Origin of the sequence: Streptomyces sp. NBC_01497 (genome assembly GCF_036250695.1) — a bacterium.
GTDB lineage: Bacteria > Actinomycetota > Actinomycetes > Streptomycetales > Streptomycetaceae > Streptomyces.
Genome location: NZ_CP109427.1, coordinates 3269633 through 3291223, shown reverse-complemented (window position 1 = coordinate 3291223; position 21591 = coordinate 3269633). Strand labels below are relative to the sequence as shown.

Here is a 21591-nt window from a genome sequence, read left to right as displayed (position 1 = left end):
GCCTGCCCCCTGACCAGGCGTATCCTCCTTGTGTCCGGCGTCAGTTGGACGCGGGGACACAACAGAAAACACTGGGGTGGGGGACATGAGGGCATCGGTCGGCAAGCGGGGAGCGTTGGCTGTGACGGCGGCGCTGGCGGCGGTCGTGACGGTGGCGGGCTGCCAGGGGGACGACGGCGGCAAGAAGGCGGCGGGCTCGCCCGCGTCGTCGAAGGCGGCGACGCGGAGTACGGCCGGCTCGCCGGTCGACGCGGTGACCGCGGCCTACAAGAAGGTGTCGGGCTACAAGTCCGCGAAGTTCCGGATGACGATGAACGTGCCGGGAGCGAAGGGCGCGGCGGCGAGTACGACGACGGCGTCCGGCACACTCGGCTGGAATCCGACCGTGATGGACATGACGATGGACGCCTCGGAGTTCGGCGCGGGAGCGGCGGGGAACATGCACGCGGAGCTGGTGGGCTCCGCCATGTACATCGACTTCTCCGCGCAGATGAAGAGCGATCCGGAGTTCGCCAAGGCGCTCGGCGCCAAGCGGTGGATGAAGATGGACCTCGGCGCCCTGGCCGGCTCGGCGTCCGGCGGCACGCAGGCCGACTCCTCGCTCGTCAACAACTCGCTCCAGGAGCAGCAGAGCCCCGCCGAGCAACTCGGGTCACTGCTCCAGTCGCCGCAGATCGCCCGGGTCGGCACGGAGACCGTGGACGGGGTCAAGGCGGACCACTACAAGGGCCGGCTCACGATCGCCCAGGCGCTGGGCACCAGCGATGCGGGGAAGTCGCTCACGGCCGACCAGCGCAAGCAGTTGGCCGACAGCATGAAGAAGGCCGGCATCACCGCCGAGAACTATGACGTGTGGGTCGGTGCGGACAGCTTCCCGGTGCGGATGGACGTCGCGATGGACACCTCGGCGGGGACGATGACGGTGAGCGAGCACCTCGCGGACTTCTCGGCGAAGACGGCCGAGGTCCAGGTGCCGCCGGCGGATCAGTCGTTCACGATCCAGGAGATGCTGAAGATGGCGCAGCAGTCCGGCGCGACGTCCTGACGTCCTGACCTCCCGGCTCCGCGGGCCTGGGGACACGGGTCCCCGGCTCGCGGGCCCGCGGGGGTCCGGCGACACCGGCCGCCCCGGCCCCGGGTCTCCTGCGGCCGCGCAGGACCCCGCGTCCGGAGGGCCGCGCAGGACCCCGCGTCCGGAGGGCCGCGCAGGACCCGGCGCTCGGAGGGCCGGGAGGGCCCCGCGGAGCGGATTTGCCTGGCGTGACCGCTTTCCCGTACTCTCCAGCTGAAGCCAAAGACCGCTGGTTGTCTCCGCTCACTCGCAAGAGGGTTCGGGGACCGAAGGATCCGCTAGCTGCGGACGGCCTGCGCAGGTGACTGTGGAAAGCTCCCGTACTTCGGCAGAAGTGCCGTTACGGTCGAGCTACGCCCCGCGCACCTGCGTCGGGGCGTTTCGTTTTGTTCAGCCCCTTCCGAGAGCGGTCCTCATCACCCGGAAGGAGGCCGACGCTCATGGCAAGGCCCGACAAGGCCGCCGCGGTGGCCGAGCTGACGGAGCAGTTCCGCAGCTCGAACGCCGCAGTGCTGACCGAGTACCGGGGTCTCACCGTGGCGCAGCTCAAGGAGCTGCGCCGCTCGCTCGGTGGGAACGCCCAGTACGCCGTGGTGAAGAACACGCTGACCAAGATCGCGGCCAACGAGGCCGGGATCAACACGCTGGACGACCTGTTCGCGGGTCCGACGGCTGTGGCCTTCGTCACCGGTGACCCGGTGATGTCGGCGAAGGGTCTTCGTGACTTCGCCAAGGACAACCCCAACCTCGTCATCAAGGGCGGTGTCCTTGACGGCAAGGCGCTGTCCGCCGACGAGATCAAGAAGCTTGCGGACCTCGAGTCCCGCGAGGTTCTGCTCGCCAAGCTGGCGGGCGCCATGAAGGCGAAGCCCTCGCAGGCTGCCGCGCTCTTCCAGGCGCTCCCCTCGAAGTTCGTCCGCACCGCGGAGGCGCTTCGTGCCAAGAGGGCCGACGAGCAGGGCGGTGCCGAGTAACTCGGCGTTCTGGCCGTAAGGCCGCTGCGGGCCCCGCGCCCGCCGACATGTACACCCGGCACCAGCCGAATTAGTGGAAGGACCGCCATCATGGCGAAGCTCAGCCAGGACGACCTGCTCTCGCAGTTCGAGGACATGACCCTCATCGAGCTCTCCGAGTTCGTGAAGGCGTTCGAGGACAAGTTCGACGTCACCGCCGCCGCCCCGGTCGCCGCTGCCGCCGCCGCCGGCCCGGGTGCCCCGGCCGCCGAGGCCGCTGCCGAGCAGGACGAGTTCGACGTCATCCTCACGGGTGCCGGCGAGAAGAAGATCCAGGTCATCAAGGTCGTGCGTGAGCTCACCTCGCTCGGCCTGAAGGAAGCCAAGGACCTCGTGGACGGCGCCCCGAAGCCCGTCCTTGAGAAGGTCGCCAAGGAGGCCGCTGAGAAGGCCGCCGAGTCCCTCAAGGGCGCCGGCGCCTCCGTCGAGGTCAAGTGACCCGAGGCGCCTGACGGCGCCCTCTGGGCACTGAGCGCGGCTGACGGCCGCGCACCGTGTTGACGCGAAGGGCGATCACCCATCCGGGTGGTCGCCCTTCGTCGTCCGCGCGGGGAGTGGCTTGTTTTCCCACTGCCTGCCGCTATCGTGATCATCTCCCCGTCTTCCGCACGCAGGGCCGGGATCCACGGGCAGGACCGGGGAAGCGGGGGCCTTGACGAACCGCACGAGGCGCGCAATTCTCAGGGACGCGTCGTCGCATCGATCCGGTTCCGAGGCATGGATCGGCGGCGATGTGGGAAAGAACGAATTGGCGCTTCGGCGCTGTGGCTCTGCGGCGGTTCCGACCGGGCAGGGCCGTCGTATGGACCGGCAGTAGCAGCGAGGGTGTTGAGGACAACGAGGGTCTCCCAAAACCCGCTCTGGACATCAGTGTGCCAAGTGGCTACACTGACCCTTTGCGCTGCCTGTTAGCTGTCCCCTGCCCGTCACCAGGGGCACCCACTCGTACGAGCATCGGCGATCGAAGGCCCGAACAGGGCTTTCCCTCTCCGCGCCCTACGGGGGACCGGTACGCGCGTAGTGAGTCCGAGCCCTCGGAAGGACCCCCTCTTGGCCGCCTCGCGCAACGCCTCGACCACGAATACGAACAACGGCGCAAGCACCGCCCCGCTGCGCATCTCCTTTGCAAAGATCAAGGAGCCTCTCGAGGTTCCGAACCTCCTCGCGCTCCAGACCGAGAGCTTCGACTGGCTGCTCGGCAACGCCGCGTGGAAGGCTCGCGTCGAGGCGGCTCTGGACAGCGGTCAGGACGTCCCCAGGAAGTCCGGTCTTGAGGAGATCTTCGAAGAGATCTCCCCGATCGAGGACTTCTCCGGGTCGATGTCGCTGACGTTCCGCGACCACCGTTTCGAGCCTCCCAAGAACTCGATCGACGAGTGCAAGGAGCGCGACTTCACGTTCGCGGCTCCGCTGTTCGTCACTGCCGAGTTCACCAACAACGAGACCGGCGAGATCAAGTCCCAGACGGTCTTCATGGGCGACTTCCCGCTCATGACGAACAAGGGCACCTTCGTCATCAACGGCACCGAGCGTGTCGTGGTGTCGCAGCTCGTCCGCTCGCCGGGCGTCTACTTCGACTCCTCCATCGACAAGACGTCCGACAAGGACATCTTCTCCGCGAAGATCATCCCGTCCCGGGGTGCCTGGCTGGAGATGGAGATCGACAAGCGCGACATGGTCGGTGTCCGCATCGACCGCAAGCGCAAGCAGTCCGTGACCGTCCTGCTCAAGGCCCTCGGCTGGACGACCGAGCAGATCCTTGACGAGTTCGGCGAGTACGAGTCCATGCGCGCCACCCTGGAGAAGGACCACACCCAGGGGCAGGACGACGCGCTGCTCGACATCTACCGCAAGCTCCGCCCGGGCGAGCCGCCCACGCGTGAGGCCGCGCAGACGCTTCTGGAGAACCTGTACTTCAACCCGAAGCGCTACGACCTGGCGAAGGTCGGCCGTTACAAGGTCAACAAGAAGCTCGGTGCGGACGAGCCGCTGGACGCCGGCGTGCTCACCACCGACGACGTCATCGCGACCATCAAGTACCTGGTCAAGCTGCACGCGGGCGAGACCGAGACGGTCAGCTCCAGCGGGTCGGAGATCGTCGTCGAGACCGACGACATCGACCACTTCGGCAACCGCCGTCTGCGCAACGTCGGCGAGCTCATCCAGAACCAGGTCCGTACGGGCCTCGCGAGGATGGAGCGCGTCGTGCGCGAGCGCATGACGACGCAGGACGTCGAGGCGATCACGCCGCAGACACTGATCAACATCCGGCCGGTCGTCGCCTCCATCAAGGAGTTCTTCGGCACCAGCCAGCTGTCGCAGTTCATGGACCAGAACAACCCGCTCTCCGGGCTCACCCACAAGCGCCGCCTGTCGGCTCTTGGCCCCGGTGGTCTCTCCCGTGAGCGGGCCGGCTTCGAGGTCCGTGACGTGCACCCCTCGCACTACGGCCGCATGTGCCCGATCGAGACGCCGGAAGGCCCGAACATCGGCCTGATCGGCTCGCTCGCCTCCTACGGACGCGTCAACGCGTTCGGCTTCGTCGAGACGCCGTACCGCCGGGTCACCGGCGGTGTCGTCACCGACGAGGTCGACTACCTGACGGCCGACGAGGAGGACCGCTTCGTCATCGCGCAGGCCAACGCGCCGCTGACGGAGGAGCTGCGGTTCGAGGAGACCCGCGTCCTGGTCCGCCGCCGTGGCGGCGAGGTCGACTACGTCCCGGGTGACGACGTCGACTACATGGACGTCTCGCCGCGCCAGATGGTGTCGGTCGCGACGGCCATGATCCCGTTCCTTGAGCACGACGACGCCAACCGCGCCCTCATGGGCGCGAACATGATGCGTCAGGCCGTGCCGCTGATCACGTCCGAGGCGCCGCTCGTCGGCACCGGCATGGAGTACCGCTGCGCGGTCGACGCCGGTGACGTCATCAAGGCGGAGAAGGCGGGTGTGGTCCAGGAGGTCTCCGCGGACTACGTCACCGTCACCAACGACGACGGCACGTACAACACGTACCGGATCGCGAAGTTCTTCCGCTCCAACCAGGGCACCTCGGTCAACCAGAAGGTCGTCGTGGCCGAGGGTGACCGGGTCATCGAGGGCCAGGTCCTCGCCGACGGTCCGGCCACGGAACTCGGCGAGATGGCGCTCGGCAAGAACCTGCTCGTGGCGTTCATGCCGTGGGAGGGCCACAACTACGAGGACGCGATCATCCTCAGCCAGCGTCTGGTGCAGGACGACGTCCTCTCCTCGATCCACATCGAGGAGCACGAGGTCGACGCCCGTGACACCAAGCTCGGCCCCGAGGAGATCACCCGGGACATCCCGAACGTCTCCGAGGAGGTCCTCGCCGACCTGGACGAGCGCGGCATCATCCGCATCGGCGCCGAGGTCCGCGACACCGACATCCTCGTCGGCAAGGTCACGCCGAAGGGCGAGACCGAGCTGACGCCGGAGGAGCGGCTGCTGCGCGCGATCTTCGGTGAGAAGGCGCGTGAGGTCCGTGACACCTCGCTGAAGGTGCCGCACGGCGAGACCGGCAAGGTCATCGGCGTCCGTGTCTTCGACCGCGAGGAGGGCGACGAGCTGCCGCCCGGCGTCAACCAGCTGGTCCGCGTGTACGTGGCGCAGAAGCGCAAGATCACGGACGGCGACAAGCTGGCCGGCCGCCACGGCAACAAGGGCGTCATCTCGAAGATCCTGCCGATCGAGGACATGCCGTTCCTGGAGGACGGCACCCCGGTCGACATCATCCTCAACCCGCTCGGTGTCCCGTCCCGGATGAACCCGGGGCAGGTCCTGGAGATCCATCTCGGCTGGCTCGCCAGCCAGGGCTGGGACGTCTCGGGGCTGAACGACGAGTGGGCGACGCGCCTCCAGGCGATCGCCGCTGACAAGGTCGAGCCGCGTACCAACGTGGCGACCCCGGTCTTCGACGGCGCCCGCGAGGACGAACTGGCCGGTCTGCTGGAGCACACCATCCCGAACCGCGACGGCGAGCGCATGGTGCAGCCGTCCGGCAAGGCGCGGATGTTCGACGGCCGCTCCGGCGAACCGTTCCCGGAACCGATCTCGGTCGGTTACATGTACATCCTCAAGCTGCACCACCTGGTCGACGACAAGCTCCACGCCCGCTCGACCGGCCCGTACTCCATGATCACCCAGCAGCCCCTGGGTGGTAAGGCGCAGTTCGGTGGTCAGCGCTTCGGTGAGATGGAGGTGTGGGCACTGGAGGCGTACGGCGCCGCCTACGCCCTGCAGGAGCTCCTGACGATCAAGTCCGACGACGTCACCGGCCGCGTGAAGGTCTACGAGGCCATCGTCAAGGGCGAGAACATCCCCGAGCCCGGCATCCCCGAGTCCTTCAAGGTGCTCATCAAGGAAATGCAGTCTCTCTGCCTCAACGTGGAGGTGCTGTCCTCGGACGGCATGTCCATCGAGATGCGGGACACGGACGAGGACGTGTTCCGTGCGGCGGAGGAGCTCGGCATCGACCTGTCCCGGCGGGAGCCGAGCAGCGTCGAAGAGGTCTGACGGGTCGGTCTCCGGGACCCCGCATCCGCGGGATCCCGGCGGCCACCTCGGACCCTCCCCCACGCTCCCCGCGTGGGGGCCCCCATCAGACCTTCAGACACAACCCTGAGAGGGATTGACGCATAGTGCTCGACGTCAACTTCTTCGACGAGCTGCGGATCGGCCTTGCCACCGCGGACGACATTCGCACCTGGTCCCACGGTGAGGTCAAGAAGCCGGAGACCATCAACTACCGCACGCTCAAGCCCGAGAAGGACGGACTCTTCTGCGAGAAGATCTTCGGCCCCACCCGGGACTGGGAGTGCTACTGCGGCAAGTACAAGCGTGTCCGCTTCAAGGGCATCATCTGTGAGCGCTGTGGCGTCGAGGTCACACGCGCCAAGGTGCGCCGTGAGCGGATGGGCCACATTGAGCTGGCCGCTCCCGTCACCCACATCTGGTACTTCAAGGGCGTTCCGTCCCGCCTCGGCTACCTGCTCGACCTCGCGCCGAAGGACCTCGAAAAGGTCATCTACTTCGCCGCGTACATGATCACGTACGTCGACGAGGACCGTCGCACCCGTGACCTGCCGTCGCTGGAGGCCCACGTCTCCGTCGAGCGCCAGCAGGTGGAGAACCGTCGCGACTCCGACCTGGAGGCCCGCGCCAAGAAGCTTGAGACCGACCTGGCCGAGCTTGAGGCCGAGGGTGCCAAGGCCGACGTGCGCCGCAAGGTGCGCGAGGGCGCCGAGCGTGAGATGAAGCAGCTGCGCGACCGTGCGCAGCGCGAGATCGACCGCCTGGACGAGGTCTGGAACCGCTTCAAGAACCTCAAGGTGCAGGACCTGGAGGGCGACGAGCTCCTCTACCGCGAGCTGCGTGACCGCTTCGGCACGTACTTCGACGGTTCGATGGGCGCCGCCGCGCTGCAGAAGCGCCTGGAGTCCTTCGACCTCAACGAGGAGGCCGAGCGCCTCCGCGAGATCATCCGCACCGGCAAGGGCCAGAAGAAGACCCGTGCGCTCAAGCGCCTCAAGGTCGTCTCCGCGTTCCTGCAGACCAGCAACAGCCCCAAGGGCATGGTGCTGGACTGCGTGCCGGTCATCCCGCCGGACCTGCGTCCGATGGTGCAGCTGGACGGTGGCCGCTTCGCGACCTCCGACCTGAACGACCTGTACCGCCGCGTCATCAACCGCAACAACCGCCTGAAGCGGCTTCTCGACCTCGGTGCTCCCGAGATCATCGTGAACAACGAGAAGCGCATGCTCCAGGAGGCCGTGGACGCGCTCTTCGACAACGGCCGTCGCGGCCGCCCGGTCACGGGCCCCGGCAACCGTCCGCTGAAGTCGCTGTCCGACATGCTCAAGGGCAAGCAGGGCCGGTTCCGTCAGAACCTGCTCGGCAAGCGCGTCGACTACTCGGCCCGTTCCGTGATCGTCGTCGGCCCGCAGCTCAAGCTGCACCAGTGCGGTCTGCCGAAGGCGATGGCGCTGGAGCTGTTCAAGCCGTTCGTGATGAAGCGCCTGGTGGACCTGAACCACGCGCAGAACATCAAGTCGGCCAAGCGCATGGTCGAGCGCGGCCGCACGGTCGTGTACGACGTGCTCGAAGAGGTCATCGCCGAGCACCCCGTACTGCTCAACCGCGCGCCGACCCTGCACCGCCTCGGCATCCAGGCCTTCGAGCCGCAGCTGGTCGAGGGCAAGGCCATCCAGATCCACCCGCTCGTCTGCACCGCGTTCAACGCGGACTTCGACGGTGACCAGATGGCCGTGCACCTGCCGCTCTCCGCGGAGGCGCAGGCCGAGGCCCGCATCCTGATGCTGTCCTCGAACAACATCCTGAAGCCGGCTGACGGCCGTCCCGTCACCATGCCGACCCAGGACATGGTGCTGGGCCTGTTCTTCCTCACGACGGACGAGGAAGAGCGCAAGGTCATCGGTGTGGACCGGTCCTTCGGCTCCACGGCCGAGGCCACCATGGCGTTCGACAACCGCGAGCTGTCGCTGCAGGCGAAGGTCGACATCCGCTTCCCGGTGGGCACCATCCCGCCGCGCGGCTGGAATCCTCCGCTGAACGAGGACGGCGAGCCGGACGCCCAGTGGCAGGCCGGCGACCCGTTCCGGCTGCGGACGACCCTGGGGCGCGCGCTCTTCAACGAGCTGCTGCCCGAGGACTACCCGTTCGTCGACTACTCGGTCGGCAAGAAGCAGCTCTCCGAGATCGTCAACGACCTCGCCGAGCGCTACCCGAAGGTCATCGTGGCGGCGACGCTCGACAACCTGAAGGCGGCGGGCTTCTTCTGGGCGACCCGCTCCGGTGTCACCGTGGCCATCTCCGACGTCGTCGTTCCCGAGGCGAAGAAGGAGATCGTCGCGGGCTACGAGGCACAGGACGAGAAGGTCCAGAAGCAGTACGAGCGCGGCCTGATCACCAAGGACGAGCGCACGCAGGAGCTCATCGCGATCTGGACCAAGGCGACGAACGAGGTCGCCGAGGCCATGAACGAGAACTTCCCGAAGACGAACCCCATCTTCATGATGGTGAATTCGGGCGCGCGCGGAAACATGATGCAGATGCGTCAGATCGCCGGTATGCGTGGTCTGGTGTCGAACGCCAAGAACGAGACGATTCCTCGTCCCATCAAGGCGTCCTTCCGTGAAGGCCTGTCCGTGCTGGAGTACTTCATCTCCACCCACGGTGCCCGTAAGGGTCTGGCCGACACCGCTCTGCGTACCGCCGACTCGGGTTACCTGACCCGTCGTCTGGTGGACGTCTCGCAGGACGTGATCATCCGCGAGGAGGACTGCGGCACCGAACGCGGCCTCAAGCTGCGGATCGCGGACCGGAGCGCCGACGGTGTGCTGCGCAAGCGTGAGGACGTCGAGACGTCCGTGTACGCGCGCATGCTCGCCGAGGACGTCGTGGTGGACGGCAAGGTCATCGCGCCTGCCAACGTCGACCTCGGTGACGTGCTCATCGACGCGCTCGTCGCGGCCGGTGTGGAGGAGGTCAAGACCCGTTCGGTCCTGACCTGTGAGTCCACGGTCGGTACCTGCGCGTTCTGCTACGGCCGTTCGCTGGCCACCGGCAAGCTGGTCGACATCGGTGAGGCGGTCGGCATCATCGCCGCCCAGTCCATCGGTGAGCCCGGCACCCAGCTGACGATGCGTACCTTCCACACCGGTGGTGTGGCAGGTGACGACATCACGCAGGGTCTGCCGCGTGTCGTCGAGCTGTTCGAGGCGCGTACGCCCAAGGGTGTCGCCCCGATCTCGGAGGCGGCCGGCCGCGTCCGTATCGAGGAGACCGAGAAGACCAAGAAGCTCGTGGTCACCCCGGACGACGGCAGCGAGGAGACGCCCTTCCCGATCTCCAAGCGCGCCCGGCTCCTGGTGGGCGAGGGCGACCACGTCGAGGTGGGCCAGAAGCTCACCGTGGGTGCCACCAACCCGCACGACGTGCTGCGCATCCTCGGCCAGCGTGCGGTCCAGGTGCACCTGGTCGGCGAGGTCCAGAAGGTCTACAACTCGCAGGGTGTGTCGATCCACGACAAGCACATCGAGATCATCATCCGGCAGATGCTGCGCCGGGTGACGATCATCGAGTCGGGTGACGCGGAGCTGCTGCCCGGCGAGCTGGTCGAGCGCTCGAAGTTCGAGACCGAGAACCGTCGTGTGGTGCGTGAGAGCGGCCAGCCGGCCTCCGGCCGTCCGCAGCTCATGGGTATCACCAAGGCGTCGCTGGCGACCGAGTCGTGGCTGTCCGCGGCGTCCTTCCAGGAGACGACCAGGGTCCTCACCGACGCGGCGATCAACGCCAAGTCGGACTCCCTGATCGGCCTCAAGGAGAACGTCATCATCGGCAAGCTCATCCCGGCCGGTACGGGCCTGTCCCGCTACCGCAACATCCGGGTCGAGCCGACCGAGGAGGCCAAGGCCGCGATGTACTCGGCCGTCGGCTACGACGACATCGACTACTCGCCGTTCGGCACGGGCTCCGGCCAGGCCGTTCCGCTGGAGGACTACGACTACGGTCCGTACAACCAGTAGGCGAGAGCCTTAGGTGAGAGGGCGGCCACCCCTGGCGGGGCGGCCGCCCTCTCGGTGTTCCGGGGCGGTGGGGGCCGGGGCGGGTCCTCCCGCGTGCTCGGACGGCTCGCGTCACCGGGCGTGATCGTCAGCCCCCTCGCGTCGGACGTTCACCGAGGGCGTGGGGCGGGTAAGACTGAGTGTTTTGACCTGGGTCGACAAGGTAGGTACGCTCAAGTCTTGTGCCTGGGGTGTGCCTGGGCTCTTGCGTGTGTCCTCTGCCGCGTGAAGAGCTCATCTACAAGGCCACCGCAATTCGCGTCTTCCTCGCTTGCCGGCGGGGGTCCGCGGTATTCGACACACCCGACCGCGTGGGTCGGCGGTGTTCCAGGTTAGCTTTACGGACGGCACACAGAATCGGAGAAGTAGTGCCTACGATCCAGCAGCTGGTCCGCAAGGGCCGGCAGGACAAGGTCGAGAAGAACAAGACCCCCGCGCTTGAGGGTTCTCCTCAGCGCCGCGGGGTCTGCACGCGCGTGTTCACGACCACCCCGAAGAAGCCGAACTCGGCCCTGCGTAAGGTCGCGCGTGTGCGTCTGACCTCGGGCATCGAGGTCACGGCGTACATCCCGGGTGAGGGACACAACCTGCAGGAGCACTCGATCGTGCTCGTGCGTGGCGGCCGTGTGAAGGACCTGCCGGGTGTTCGTTACAAGATCATCCGCGGCTCGCTCGACACCCAGGGTGTCAAGAACCGCAAGCAGGCCCGCAGCCGCTACGGCGCCAAGAAGGAGAAGTAAGAATGCCTCGTAAGGGCCCCGCCCCGAAGCGCCCGGTCATCATCGACCCGGTCTATGGTTCTCCTCTTGTCACCTCTCTCATCAACAAGATCCTGCTGAACGGCAAGCGTTCGACAGCTGAGCGGATCGTGTACGGCGCCATGGAGGGCCTGCGCGAGAAGACCAACGGCGACCCGGTCATCACGCTGAAGCGCGCCCTCGAGAACGTCAAGCCCGCTCTTGAGGTCAAGTCCCGCCGTGTCGGTGGCGCCACCTACCAGGTGCCGATCGAGGTCAAGCCCGGTCGCGCCTCCACCCTCGCGCTGCGCTGGCTGGTCGGTTACTCACGTGCCCGTCGTGAGAAGACCATGACCGAGCGTCTGATGAACGAACTGCTCGACGCCTCCAACGGCCTCGGTGCTGCGGTCAAGAAGCGCGAGGACACGCACAAGATGGCCGAGTCCAACAAGGCCTTCGCGCACTACCGCTGGTAGTCGCAACCCACATCGAGACCGAGAGAAGATTGAGCCTTATGGCCACCACTTCGCTTGACCTGGCCAAGGTCCGCAACATCGGGATCATGGCCCACATCGACGCGGGCAAGACGACCACCACCGAGCGGATCCTCTTCTACACCGGCGTTTCGTACAAGATCGGTGAAGTCCACGACGGCGCAGCCACGATGGACTGGATGGAGCAGGAGCAGGAGCGCGGCATCACGATCACGTCCGCCGCGACGACCTGTCACTGGCCGCTCAACGAGGTCGACCACACCATCAACATCATCGACACGCCCGGCCACGTCGACTTCACCGTCGAGGTGGAGCGTTCGCTGCGCGTGCTCGACGGTGCCGTCACCGTGTTCGACGGTGTCGCCGGTGTGGAGCCCCAGTCCGAGACGGTGTGGCGTCAGGCCGACCGTTACGGCGTGCCCCGCATCTGCTTCGTCAACAAGCTCGACCGCACCGGTGCCGAGTTCCACCGCTGCGTCGACATGATCGTCGACCGCCTCGGTGCGGTTCCGCTGGTCATGCAGCTCCCGATCGGCACCGAGGCCGACTTCAAGGGCGTCGTCGACCTCGTGTCGATGAAGGCCTTTGTCTGGTCCGCCGAGGCGACCAAGGGCGAGATGTACGACGTCGTCGACATCCCGGCGACGCACGCCGAGGCCGCTGAAGAGTGGCACGGCAAGCTCGTCGAGGCCGTCGCCGAGCACGACGACGCGATGATGGAGCTCTACCTGGAGGGCCAGGAGCCCACCGTGGAGCAGATGCACGAGGCGATCCGCCGGATCACGCTGGCGTCCAAGGGCGCCGCGGACTCCGTCACGGTGACCCCCGTGTTCTGCGGCACCGCGTTCAAGAACAAGGGCGTCCAGCCCCTGCTCGACGCGGTCGTGCGTTACCTGCCTTCCCCCCTCGACGTCGGTGCCGTTGACGGCCACGACGTCAAGGACCCGGAGAAGATCGTCTCGCGCAAGCCCTCCGACGACGAGCCGTTCTCCGGTCTCGCCTTCAAGATCGCGAGCGACCCGCACCTGGGCAAGCTCACGTTCGTCCGGGTGTACTCGGGCCGTCTTGAGGCCGGCACCGCCGTCCTCAACTCGGTGAAGGGCCGCAAGGAGCGCATCGGCAAGATCTACCGCATGCACGCGAACAAGCGTGAGGAGATCGAGTCGGTGGGCGCCGGTGACATCGTCGCCGTCATGGGCCTGAAGCAGACCACCACCGGTGAGACGCTGAGCGACGAGAAGAAGCCGGTCATCCTGGAGTCCATGGACTTCCCGGCGCCGGTCATCGAGGTCGCCATCGAGCCCAAGTCCAAGGGTGACCAGGAGCGTCTGGGTGTAGCCATCCAGCGCCTCGCGGAGGAGGACCCCTCCTTCCAGGTCCACTCCGAGGAGGAGACCGGCCAGACCATCATCGGTGGTATGGGCGAGCTTCACCTCGAAGTGCTTGTCGACCGCATGAAGCGCGAGTTCCGCGTCGAGGCGAACGTCGGTAAGCCGCAGGTCGCCTACCGTGAGACGATCCGTAAGGCCGTCGAGCGGGTGGACTACACCCACAAGAAGCAGACCGGTGGCACCGGTCAGTTCGCGAAGGTGCAGATCGCGATCGAGCCCATCGAGGGCGGCGACGCGTCGTACGAGTTCGTGAACAAGGTCACTGGTGGCCGTATCCCGAAGGAGTACATCCCTTCGGTGGACGCCGGTGCCCAGGAGGCCATGCAGTTCGGCATCATCGCCGGGTACGAGATGACGGGTGTGCGTGTCATCCTGCTCGACGGCGCGTTCCACGATGTCGACTCGTCCGAGCTCGCGTTCAAGATCGCCGGTTCGCAGGCCTTCAAGGAGGCCGCGCGCAAGGCGTCCCCGGTTCTCCTGGAGCCGGTGATGTCCGTCGAGGTCACCACCCCTGAGGACTACATGGGTGACGTCATCGGCGACATCAACTCCCGCCGTGGCCAGATCCAGGCCATGGAGGAGCGCAGCGGCGCTCGCGTCGTGAAGGGCCTCGTGCCCCTCTCGGAGATGTTCGGCTACGTCGGAGACCTCCGCAGCAAGACCTCGGGTCGCGCAAGCTACTCGATGCAGTTCGACTCCTACGCCGAGGTTCCCCGGAACGTCGCCGAGGAGATCATCGCGAAGGCCAAGGGCGAGTAATCCACAGGGCGAAACGCCCGACCGGATTGACGCTCTAGGCTTGTCACCGGGAAGCCAGGGCGCATTCCCCGAAGGATCGGCGTCATCCGCCGTCTCCGAAGGGAATGCCCCCGGCCACCCCGGCATCCCAGCAAAGATCACCCTGGCGCCGATGAGTAAGGCGTACAGAACCACTCCACAGGAGGACCCCAGTGGCGAAGGCGAAGTTCGAGCGGACTAAGCCGCACGTCAACATCGGCACCATCGGTCACATCGACCACGGTAAGACGACCCTCACGGCCGCCATTACCAAGGTGCTGCATGACGCGTACCCGGACCTGAACGAGGCTTCGGCCTTCGACCAGATCGACAAGGCTCCTGAGGAGCGCCAGCGCGGTATCACGATCTCCATCTCGCACGTCGAGTACCAGACGGAGTCGCGTCACTACGCCCATGTCGACTGCCCCGGGCACGCTGACTACATCAAGAACATGATCACCGGTGCGGCCCAGATGGACGGTGCCATTCTCGTGGTCGCCGCCACCGACGGCCCGATGCCGCAGACCAAGGAGCACGTGCTCCTGGCCCGCCAGGTCGGCGTGCCGTACATCGTTGTCGCGCTGAACAAGGCCGACATGGTGGACGACGAGGAGATCCTGGAGCTCGTCGAGCTCGAGGTCCGCGAGCTGCTCTCCGAGTACGAGTTCCCGGGCGACGACCTTCCGGTCGTCAAGGTCTCGGCGCTCAAGGCGCTCGAAGGTGACAAGGAGTGGGGCCAGACCGTCCTCGACCTGATGAAGGCCGTCGACGAGTCGATCCCGCAGCCCGAGCGTGACGTCGAGAAGCCGTTCCTCATGCCGATCGAGGACGTCTTCACGATCACCGGTCGTGGCACCGTCGTCACCGGTCGTATCGAGCGTGGTGTCCTGAAGGTCAACGAGACCGTCGACATCGTCGGTATCAAGCAGGACAAGACCACCACCACGGTCACCGGCATCGAGATGTTCCGCAAGCTGCTCGACGAGGGCCAGGCCGGTGAGAACGTCGGTCTGCTCCTCCGTGGCATCAAGCGCGAGGACGTCGAGCGCGGCCAGGTCATCATCAAGCCCGGTTCGGTCACGCCGCACACCGAGTTCGAGGCCCAGGCCTACATCCTGTCGAAGGACGAGGGTGGTCGTCACACCCCGTTCTTCAACAACTACCGCCCGCAGTTCTACTTCCGTACCACGGACGTGACCGGCGTCGTGACCCTCCCCGAGGGCACCGAGATGGTCATGCCGGGCGACAACACCGTCATGTCGGTCTCGCTGATTCAGCCGGTCGCCATGGAGGAGGGCCTGAAGTTCGCCATCCGTGAGGGTGGTCGTACGGTGGGCGCCGGCCAGGTCACCAAGATCGTCAAGTAGTTCCACGACGGTCCTGTCCACCCCCGTCGAGGGGGCGGCGATCTGATCCGATGACGGTCCCCGGACCGTAGCGGGCAGTTGTGAGGGCCCCGCCCTCGTCCTTCGGGACGGGTGCGGGGCCCTTTCGCGTTCCCGGGTCTGGGACGCCGGTGCGGCGGCCCGCCCGGTGCACAGGCCCGTCTACCAGGCGACGGGGAGTTCGTAGACGCCATAGACGACCGCGTCGTCCTTGTAGCGGATGTCCTGCTCCTCGATCGCCGGGCGCAGGGCCGGGAAGCGCCGCAGCAGGGCCGGGTAGGCCAGCTGGAGTTCCTGCCGGGCCAGGTTCTGGCCCAGGCACTGGTGGGTGCCCTGGCCGAAGGCGAGGTGGCGGCGGGCGTTGGGGCGGGTGATGTCGAGCTGGTCCGGGTCGTCGAAGACCGTGGCGTCGCGGTTGGCGGAGTCGTTCGAGAGGATCACGCCCTCGCCCGCGCGGATCAGCTGCCCGGAGATCTCGACGTTCTCGGTGGCTATGCGCCGGCGGCCGGTGTGGACGATGGTGAGGTAGCGCAGCAGTTCCTCGACGGCGCCCGCGACGGCCGCGGGGTCCTCCGCGTCCCGGACCGCGCGCAGCTGTTCCGGGTTGCGGATCAGCGCCAGCGTGCCGAGCGCGATCATGTTGGTCGTCGTCTCGTGGCCCGCGATGAGCAGCAGCATCGCGTCCTGGATGAGCCGCGAGCGGGTGGTACCGCCGGTGAGCATGTGGTCGACGGCGACCTGACTGAGCAGGTCCTCCTGCGGGTCCGCGACCTTGGCGTCGATGAGGTCGCCGAGATAGGCGCCCAGTTCCTCCATCGCGGCCATGGTCTCCTCGGCGGTGGCCTTCATCGAGATCAGCACCCGGGACCTGCTCTGGAACAGGTGCTGGTCCTCGCGCGGCACGCCGAGGATCTCCGCGATCACGAGGGAGGGCAGCGGCAGCGCGAAGGCCGAGACCAGGTCGACGGGTCCGCCCGTGCGCTCCATGTCGTCCAGCAGGCCGTCGATGATCTCGGTCAGGCGCGGTACGAGGGCGCGGGCGCGCTTGACGGAGAAGTACGAGGTGAACATGCGGCGGACCCGGTTGTGGTCCGGGTCGTCCATGGTGATGAAGGGCAGCGGGTTGCCGCTGGTGCGCCGGGCGGCGATGCCGGGACTCTGGGTGGGGAAGCCCGGCCGGGAGGCGTTGGCGCTGAAGCGGTCGTCCGCGAGGATCGTGCGCTGGTCCTGGTAGCGCGTGATGAGCCAGGCGGGCGTGCCGTCCCAGATCCGGACGCGGGAGAAGGGCTCGTGCTCCCGCAGTCCGGCGAGCTCGGGCGGCGGGTCGAAGGGGCAGCCAGTGGCGCGGGCCAGGGGGAAGCGCGGGTGCTGCTCGGTCCGGCCGTCGTCGAGTGCGGTGGCGCGGCCTGCGGATCCGGTGTCGGTGTCGGTGCCGGTAAGGACTGTCTCCGTCATGGGTGGGGTGCTCCTGACTGACGTGGGGGGTGAGCGGGTCGGGTGGTGCGGAGGCCGGCGGGGGCCCGGGCCGTGAGGTGCGCGGGGGCCCGGGCCGGCTGGGTCGGGCCGGGAGGTGCCGGGTCTGAACGTCGGCCCTGAGGAGGATCAGCCCTGGACGGCGATGGCGCCCGCGGGGCAGAGCGTGGCCGCCTCCTGCGCGCGGGCCAGGGCGTCGGCGTCGTCCGGGACGCGGTCCAGCAGGACGACCACGCCGTCGTCGTCGCGTTGGTCGAAGATGTCGTCCGCGGCGAGGACGCACTGTCCCGCGGCGCAGCAGCGGTCCTGATCGATCTCGATGTGCATGGCGCTTCTCCTTCATTACGTACCCTAAGTACGTGATACGCCGAGGGCCGGGTCCGTGCAATGGGGCCTCGGGCGTTCGCGCGAATGGTTGGCCGGAAACGGTCGGCCCGGCATGATGCCTGCGTGGAGACAACTCCGGGGTCGGCCCCGTCCCGTGCGCAAAGCATCGCTGCCCTGGAGCCCGTACTGAGCGCCTTGGCGTACAGCCTGACGCGCACGCGCGTCCACGCGCGGCTGGTCGCCGCGGCGGGCGTGCCCGTCGACCGCCCGGGCCTGGCGCTGCTGCGCGTGCTGGCGGAGGAGGCCGAGCCGTTACGCGTGGGGGAGTTGGCGCGGCGGCTGGATGTCCGACATCCCCATGTGACGCGCCAGGTGAGTCAGTTGGCCGAGCAGGGACTCGTGGAGCGGGTGGCGGGTGACGACGACCGGCGCGTCCAGCTGATCGCGCCGACGCGGCGGGGGCTGGACACGCTGGCGCGGGTGACACGGGCTGCGCAGGCGAGACTGGCCGAAAGTCTCGCCGACGTCGATCCGGAACGGATCATGGCCGCGGTGGACGTCCTGAGCCGGCTGGCCTTCGCGCCGGGGTGGGGAGACTCGGACGAGGACGAGGAGGACGCGCCGGCGGGGACCGGTGGCGCGCTGGCCGTCCGGGACGGGGGCCCCGGCAGCGTAGCCGGGGCCGGTTCCGGGCCCGGAACCGGTGGGACGTACGCGGGTACGGGCGGCGCAGGGAGCCCGAAGAACCCGGAAGGACCCGGACATCCCGGGTACCCGGAAGGCCCCGGGAGCACCGGACACCACCGCAGTTACGGCAGCCACGGCAGCCACGGCGGCAGTCACGGAAACCCTGGAAGCCCCGGCCATTCCGGCGATGCTGGAAGTCCCGGGAACCGCGGGGATTTCGGCGGCTCCGGTCCCGCGGTCTCAGGCGCCGGTCCTGAGCCAGACGCGGAGAGCGCCGAGGGGCCGGAAACCCGGGGGTAGGGGTTCTCCGGCGTCCGCTTCTGCGTCGGGGCCGCTCTCGGTCGCGTACCCCACGAGGGGGACCCCGGGGAAGTGGTCCGCGGCCGCCCGGACCACGGCGGACCAGACACTCGGCGTGCCGGGGGCGCCGAGCGTGAAGACGTTGGTGACGCCGACGAGCCCCGCACCCAGGTTCAGGACGGCACCGCCGACGGGTGCGCCGTCGCGGTGCACGGTGAGGACGCGGACGGCCGGGTCGCGCAGCAGCGTGGGCCGGAACACGTCCGGGGCGGCGGGGATGTGACGGCCGCTGTCCCCCTCGGCCCCACTGCCGGTTCCGCTCCCGCCGTGCCACGCGGAGACCCAGGCCGCGAGCCGGCCCGCGTCCCGGACGACGTCGGCGGTGGTACGGGACCCCGGCACGGTCCGGGGTCCTGCTGGTGCGCCGGAGGGGTTCCCGGGCGGATCCGCCGGCCGGTGGAACCATGTGCCGTGAAGCAGCGGGGTGAAGCCGTGCGCCGTGAGGTCGAGCGTCGCGAAGCTGTCCTTCACGGAGCAGCCGGCGGAGGTGTCGACCCGCCGCAGGATGTCCTCGGCCACCGCGTCCGGCCGCAGGGTGACCGCGTCCGGGTAGTACGCGGGGGTGCGCCGGACGCTCCACCAGGCGGCCTCGCCGGTCTCGTACGGGATGCCGTGCGAACGGCACACCGCCGCACACCACTCGGCGTTGTTGCGCGCGGCGGACGCGATCGCGGCGCGTGCGCCGTCCCCGTGGCCCGTGTCGGCGGTGCGGTTCGTGTCGTTCATCGGGTGCTGTCCACTTTCCCCTCAGGCGGCCGCGTGCGCCGAAGTTCGGGCGTTCCCGCTGGAGTTGGTCCGTCGACTCGTCCGCCGTAGCGTAATCACCCCGCCGTGGGACGCCGTCACCGCCCCGAGAGATGAGGTCCTCATGACATCGGTCGCCGTCCTCTCCGACATCCACGGTGTGCTGCCCGCGCTCCTGGCCGTGCTCGCCGAGCCCGATGTGGCCGGCGCCGGGCGGATCGTCGTCACCGGGGACATCACCGCCGGGCCGCAGCCCCGCCAGGTGATGGACGTGCTGCGGGGGCTCGGTGATCGCGTCGTGTGGCTGCGGGGGAACGCGGACCGCGAACTGGTCGAGTACCGGAGGGGACCGCGCGCCGGCGAGTCGCCGGCCGATCCCGTCGTGCCCTGGGCGGCGGGCGAGCTGAGCGAGGACGATCTGGATCTCCTCGCCTCGCTGCCTCTGAGCGTCGTCCTCGATGACATCCTGTTCTGCCATGCGACGCCCCGCGACGACACGGAGATCGTTCTCGTCGACTCGCCGCTCGATCGGTGGGCCGAGGTGTTCGGCGGACTGGACCCCGCCGTGCGCGCGGTGGTCTGCGGGCACACGCACATGCCGTACGTCCGGCTCGCGCACGGGCGGCTCGTCGTCAATCCGGGGAGCGTCGGCATGCCGTACGGGCGCCCCGGCGCGCACTGGGCGCTGCTCGGACCGGGCGGCAGCCGGGGCGGCGTCCAGTTGCGGGTCACGGAGTACGACATCGAGGCGGCTGTCGAGGCCGTCGTCGCGGACTCCTCGTACCCCGAAGTGGCCCGCTGGGCCGACTACTTCCTGTACGCGCGTGCCACGGACGCCGAGGCCCTGCGCACGTTCTCGCCCCCGCCCGCCGCGCGGTCCGCGTCCGGGTGGCAGTCCCCCGGTGCGTAATGGCGTTGCCGTCCGCCCCGCGCCACTGCCACGCTGCGGGGCATGACCGACGACCGTACCGGCTCCGCCCACGATGTCGGCGCGCTGTTCTCGCGCGGCCGGCTCATGTCCATCCCGCGCAGGCAGGCACGGCGTGACCAGGTGCTCAGGCACCTGGCTCGCACGCTGTTCGAGCCCGGACGCGCGTACAGCGAGCAGGAGGTCAACGAGGCGCTGCTCACCGTGCACGACGACTTCCCCGCGCTGCGCCGCTTCCTCGTGACCTCCGGGCTGCTCGAACGGCCGCGTGACGGCAGCAGTTACCGTCGCGTCTCCTGACGCCGGGCGCCCGGGCCTCGCGTGTGCGGTGCCGTCCGTCCGTCGCGCGCCCCGGCCGGCGCCCGCGGAGCACGTCCCGGCCGGCGCCTGCGGGCCCCGGCCGTCCGGCCTGTGGCCGGTGTCCGGCCGGGTCGTCGGCGTGCCGTCGTGCGGCCCGGCGCCTCCCGATCGGAATTCGGCACGGATGCGCGGGCGGGTCACCGCCCCATTCCTGCTCCCCTTTCCCTGCCGAGATATCGGCTGATGTCGGATCTGCCGCCGTTCGGAGAATCAATTCGCCGGGAGTTTGCTTGCCAACTTCCTTACGCCGTCGCTAATCTGATGCCGCGCCACGGGAAGTGGAATTCAAGCTGATCCGCATTCGGGGCGTATTCGGTGCATTTCCGACGCGAGGAATTCGGGCGAGAATTCTCGGCCCGTCTCCTTTTTACTCTAAGGAGCCGGCGTGCGCAGCATGCTGTCACCGACGGTGGACTCCGGGAAAGCGGCGCCCCGCCCGAAGCGTTCGAGGAGGTTCCGGCGGCCCCTCGCGGCGGGCGCGCTCGGCGCGGCGATGCTGGTCATCGCCCTTCCGGCCGACGCGCACGCGGACGTCCTGCAGCTTCTGCCGCAGAACGCCGACGGGCTCGAACAGAGCTTCTCGCCCGCGTACGACTACGACACGGACGGGTGCTACGCGACGGCCGCCATCGGCGCCGACGGCACCCTCAACCCCGGGCTGAAACTGGGCGGGGACGTGAACGGCCACTGCCACGACCCGGCCCAGTTGGCCAACGCCAACACGTACTCGCGCGAGAAGTGCAACAACGACTGGTGCGCTGTCGTGTACGCGAGCTACTTCGAGAAGGACCAGGCGACGCTCGGCCCGGCCGCCATCGGCCACACCCACGACTGGGAGCACGTCGTGGTGTGGATCAACGGCAACGAGGTCAAGTACGTCTCGGTGTCCCAGCACACCGGCTACAAGGTGGCGCCGGCGTCGGACCTGCGCTTCGACGGGACGCACCCGAAGGTCGTCTACAACAAGGACGGCGCCCCGACCCATGATTTCCGATTCGCCAACAACAATGACGAACCGGCGGAGAATGCGACAGGAAACTGGTTCTATCCGCGCCTCGTCGGATGGAACGGTTACCCGGCCGGATTCCGCGACAAGCTCATGAACGCCGACTTCGGTGACGCGACCATAAAGATCAACGATGGCCGCTTCGACTCGGCGCTGGCGAACTCCGAGCCCGCCGGAATCCCGTTCGACCCCAACGCCTGACGCGGCCGGCGGCGGGTGGCGGCGGCCGGT

The 21591-nt window shown here is 68.2% G+C and carries 16 protein-coding genes; 13 read left to right on the top strand and 3 right to left on the bottom strand.

The window, feature by feature from the left end:
* Positions 1-85: 85 nt before the first annotated feature.
* From OG310_RS14005 to tuf, 9 genes are all read left to right on the top strand, one after another.
* Positions 86-1045 (top strand): hypothetical protein, encoded by a 960-nt coding sequence (locus OG310_RS14005; protein WP_329456216.1) that lies wholly within the window; start codon positions 86-88, stop codon positions 1043-1045.
* A 467-nt stretch (positions 1046-1512) separates the two neighbouring features.
* Entirely contained in the window at positions 1513-2046 is a 534-nt protein-coding gene (gene rplJ / locus OG310_RS14000; RefSeq protein WP_329456215.1) for a 50S ribosomal protein L10, read from the top strand.
* A gap of 90 nt (positions 2047-2136) precedes the next feature.
* Complete coding sequence (gene rplL / locus OG310_RS13995) at positions 2137-2523, top strand: 50S ribosomal protein L7/L12 (RefSeq protein WP_329456214.1); 387 nt, start codon at positions 2137-2139, stop codon at positions 2521-2523.
* Between the two features lie 612 nt (positions 2524-3135).
* Positions 3136-6621, top strand: coding sequence for a DNA-directed RNA polymerase subunit beta (gene rpoB / locus OG310_RS13990; RefSeq protein WP_329456213.1), 3486 nt, complete (start codon positions 3136-3138; stop codon positions 6619-6621).
* 125 nt (positions 6622-6746) lie between these two features.
* Positions 6747-10652 carry a DNA-directed RNA polymerase subunit beta' gene (locus OG310_RS13985; RefSeq protein WP_329456212.1) on the top strand — a complete coding sequence of 1302 codons (3906 nt, stop codon included), beginning with the start codon at positions 6747-6749 and terminating at the stop codon, positions 10650-10652.
* Positions 10653-11059: 407 nt separating this feature from the next.
* Positions 11060-11431, top strand: a complete 372-nt coding sequence (gene rpsL / locus OG310_RS13980; protein WP_003948652.1) for a 30S ribosomal protein S12 — start codon at positions 11060-11062, stop codon at positions 11429-11431.
* 2 nt (positions 11432-11433) lie between these two features.
* Positions 11434-11904 (top strand): 30S ribosomal protein S7, encoded by a 471-nt coding sequence (rpsG, locus tag OG310_RS13975; RefSeq protein WP_329456211.1) that lies wholly within the window; start codon positions 11434-11436, stop codon positions 11902-11904.
* Between the two features lie 38 nt (positions 11905-11942).
* The gene (gene fusA / locus OG310_RS13970; RefSeq protein ID WP_329456210.1) at positions 11943-14072 is read left to right on the top strand and encodes an elongation factor G; all 2130 of its coding nucleotides are present in this window, start codon (positions 11943-11945) and stop codon (positions 14070-14072) included.
* A gap of 191 nt (positions 14073-14263) precedes the next feature.
* Positions 14264-15457 (top strand): elongation factor Tu, encoded by a 1194-nt coding sequence (tuf, locus tag OG310_RS13965; protein ID WP_329456209.1) that lies wholly within the window; start codon positions 14264-14266, stop codon positions 15455-15457.
* Between the two features lie 180 nt (positions 15458-15637).
* On the opposite strand, the gene OG310_RS13960 is transcribed toward tuf, so the two are convergent.
* Positions 15638-16930 carry a cytochrome P450 gene (locus tag OG310_RS13960; RefSeq protein ID WP_329456208.1) on the bottom strand — a complete coding sequence of 431 codons (1293 nt, stop codon included), beginning with the start codon at positions 16928-16930 and terminating at the stop codon, positions 15638-15640.
* A gap of 147 nt (positions 16931-17077) precedes the next feature.
* Positions 17078-17275 carry a ferredoxin gene (locus OG310_RS13955; RefSeq protein ID WP_329456207.1) on the bottom strand — a complete coding sequence of 66 codons (198 nt, stop codon included), beginning with the start codon at positions 17273-17275 and terminating at the stop codon, positions 17078-17080.
* Between the two features lie 123 nt (positions 17276-17398).
* Between OG310_RS13955 and OG310_RS13950 the strand changes: the two genes are divergently transcribed.
* Positions 17399-18262: a MarR family winged helix-turn-helix transcriptional regulator gene (locus tag OG310_RS13950; protein ID WP_329456206.1), complete on the top strand. Its 864-nt coding sequence runs from the start codon at positions 17399-17401 to the stop codon at positions 18260-18262.
* Here the strand turns inward: OG310_RS13950 and OG310_RS13945 are convergent.
* The gene (locus OG310_RS13945) at positions 18203-19048 is read right to left on the bottom strand and encodes a hypothetical protein (RefSeq protein WP_329456205.1); all 846 of its coding nucleotides are present in this window, start codon (positions 19046-19048) and stop codon (positions 18203-18205) included. The genes OG310_RS13950 and OG310_RS13945 overlap by 60 nt on opposite strands.
* Positions 19049-19190: 142 nt before the next feature.
* Here OG310_RS13945 and OG310_RS13940 point away from each other — a divergent pair, with 142 nt between their 5' ends.
* From OG310_RS13940 to OG310_RS13930, 3 genes are all read left to right on the top strand, one after another.
* A complete protein-coding gene (locus OG310_RS13940; RefSeq protein ID WP_329456204.1) occupies positions 19191-19976 on the top strand; it encodes a metallophosphoesterase family protein in 786 nt (261 codons plus the stop codon).
* A gap of 42 nt (positions 19977-20018) precedes the next feature.
* Positions 20019-20294, top strand: a complete 276-nt coding sequence (locus tag OG310_RS13935; protein WP_329456203.1) for a DUF2087 domain-containing protein — start codon at positions 20019-20021, stop codon at positions 20292-20294.
* Positions 20295-20847: 553 nt separating this feature from the next.
* A complete protein-coding gene (locus OG310_RS13930; RefSeq protein WP_329460170.1) occupies positions 20848-21561 on the top strand; it encodes an NPP1 family protein in 714 nt (237 codons plus the stop codon).
* Positions 21562-21591: the final 30 nt, after the last annotated feature.

Coding starts and splice junctions, on each gene's coding strand:
- OG310_RS13955 (WP_329456207.1), bottom strand. CDS start 17,275: ATGCACATCGAGATCGATCAGGACCGCTGCTGCGCCGCGGGACAGTGC.
- OG310_RS13930 (WP_329460170.1), top strand. CDS start 20,848: ATGCTGGTCATCGCCCTTCCGGCCGACGCGCACGCGGACGTCCTGCAG.
- rpsG (WP_329456211.1), top strand. CDS start 11,434: ATGCCTCGTAAGGGCCCCGCCCCGAAGCGCCCGGTCATCATCGACCCG.
- rplJ (WP_329456215.1), top strand. CDS start 1,513: ATGGCAAGGCCCGACAAGGCCGCCGCGGTGGCCGAGCTGACGGAGCAG.
- OG310_RS13945 (WP_329456205.1), bottom strand. CDS start 19,048: ATGAACGACACGAACCGCACCGCCGACACGGGCCACGGGGACGGCGCA.
- OG310_RS13960 (WP_329456208.1), bottom strand. CDS start 16,930: ATGACGGAGACAGTCCTTACCGGCACCGACACCGACACCGGATCCGCA.
- OG310_RS13940 (WP_329456204.1), top strand. CDS start 19,191: ATGACATCGGTCGCCGTCCTCTCCGACATCCACGGTGTGCTGCCCGCG.
- OG310_RS14005 (WP_329456216.1), top strand. CDS start 86: ATGAGGGCATCGGTCGGCAAGCGGGGAGCGTTGGCTGTGACGGCGGCG.
- OG310_RS13935 (WP_329456203.1), top strand. CDS start 20,019: ATGACCGACGACCGTACCGGCTCCGCCCACGATGTCGGCGCGCTGTTC.
- fusA (WP_329456210.1), top strand. CDS start 11,943: ATGGCCACCACTTCGCTTGACCTGGCCAAGGTCCGCAACATCGGGATC.
- rplL (WP_329456214.1), top strand. CDS start 2,137: ATGGCGAAGCTCAGCCAGGACGACCTGCTCTCGCAGTTCGAGGACATG.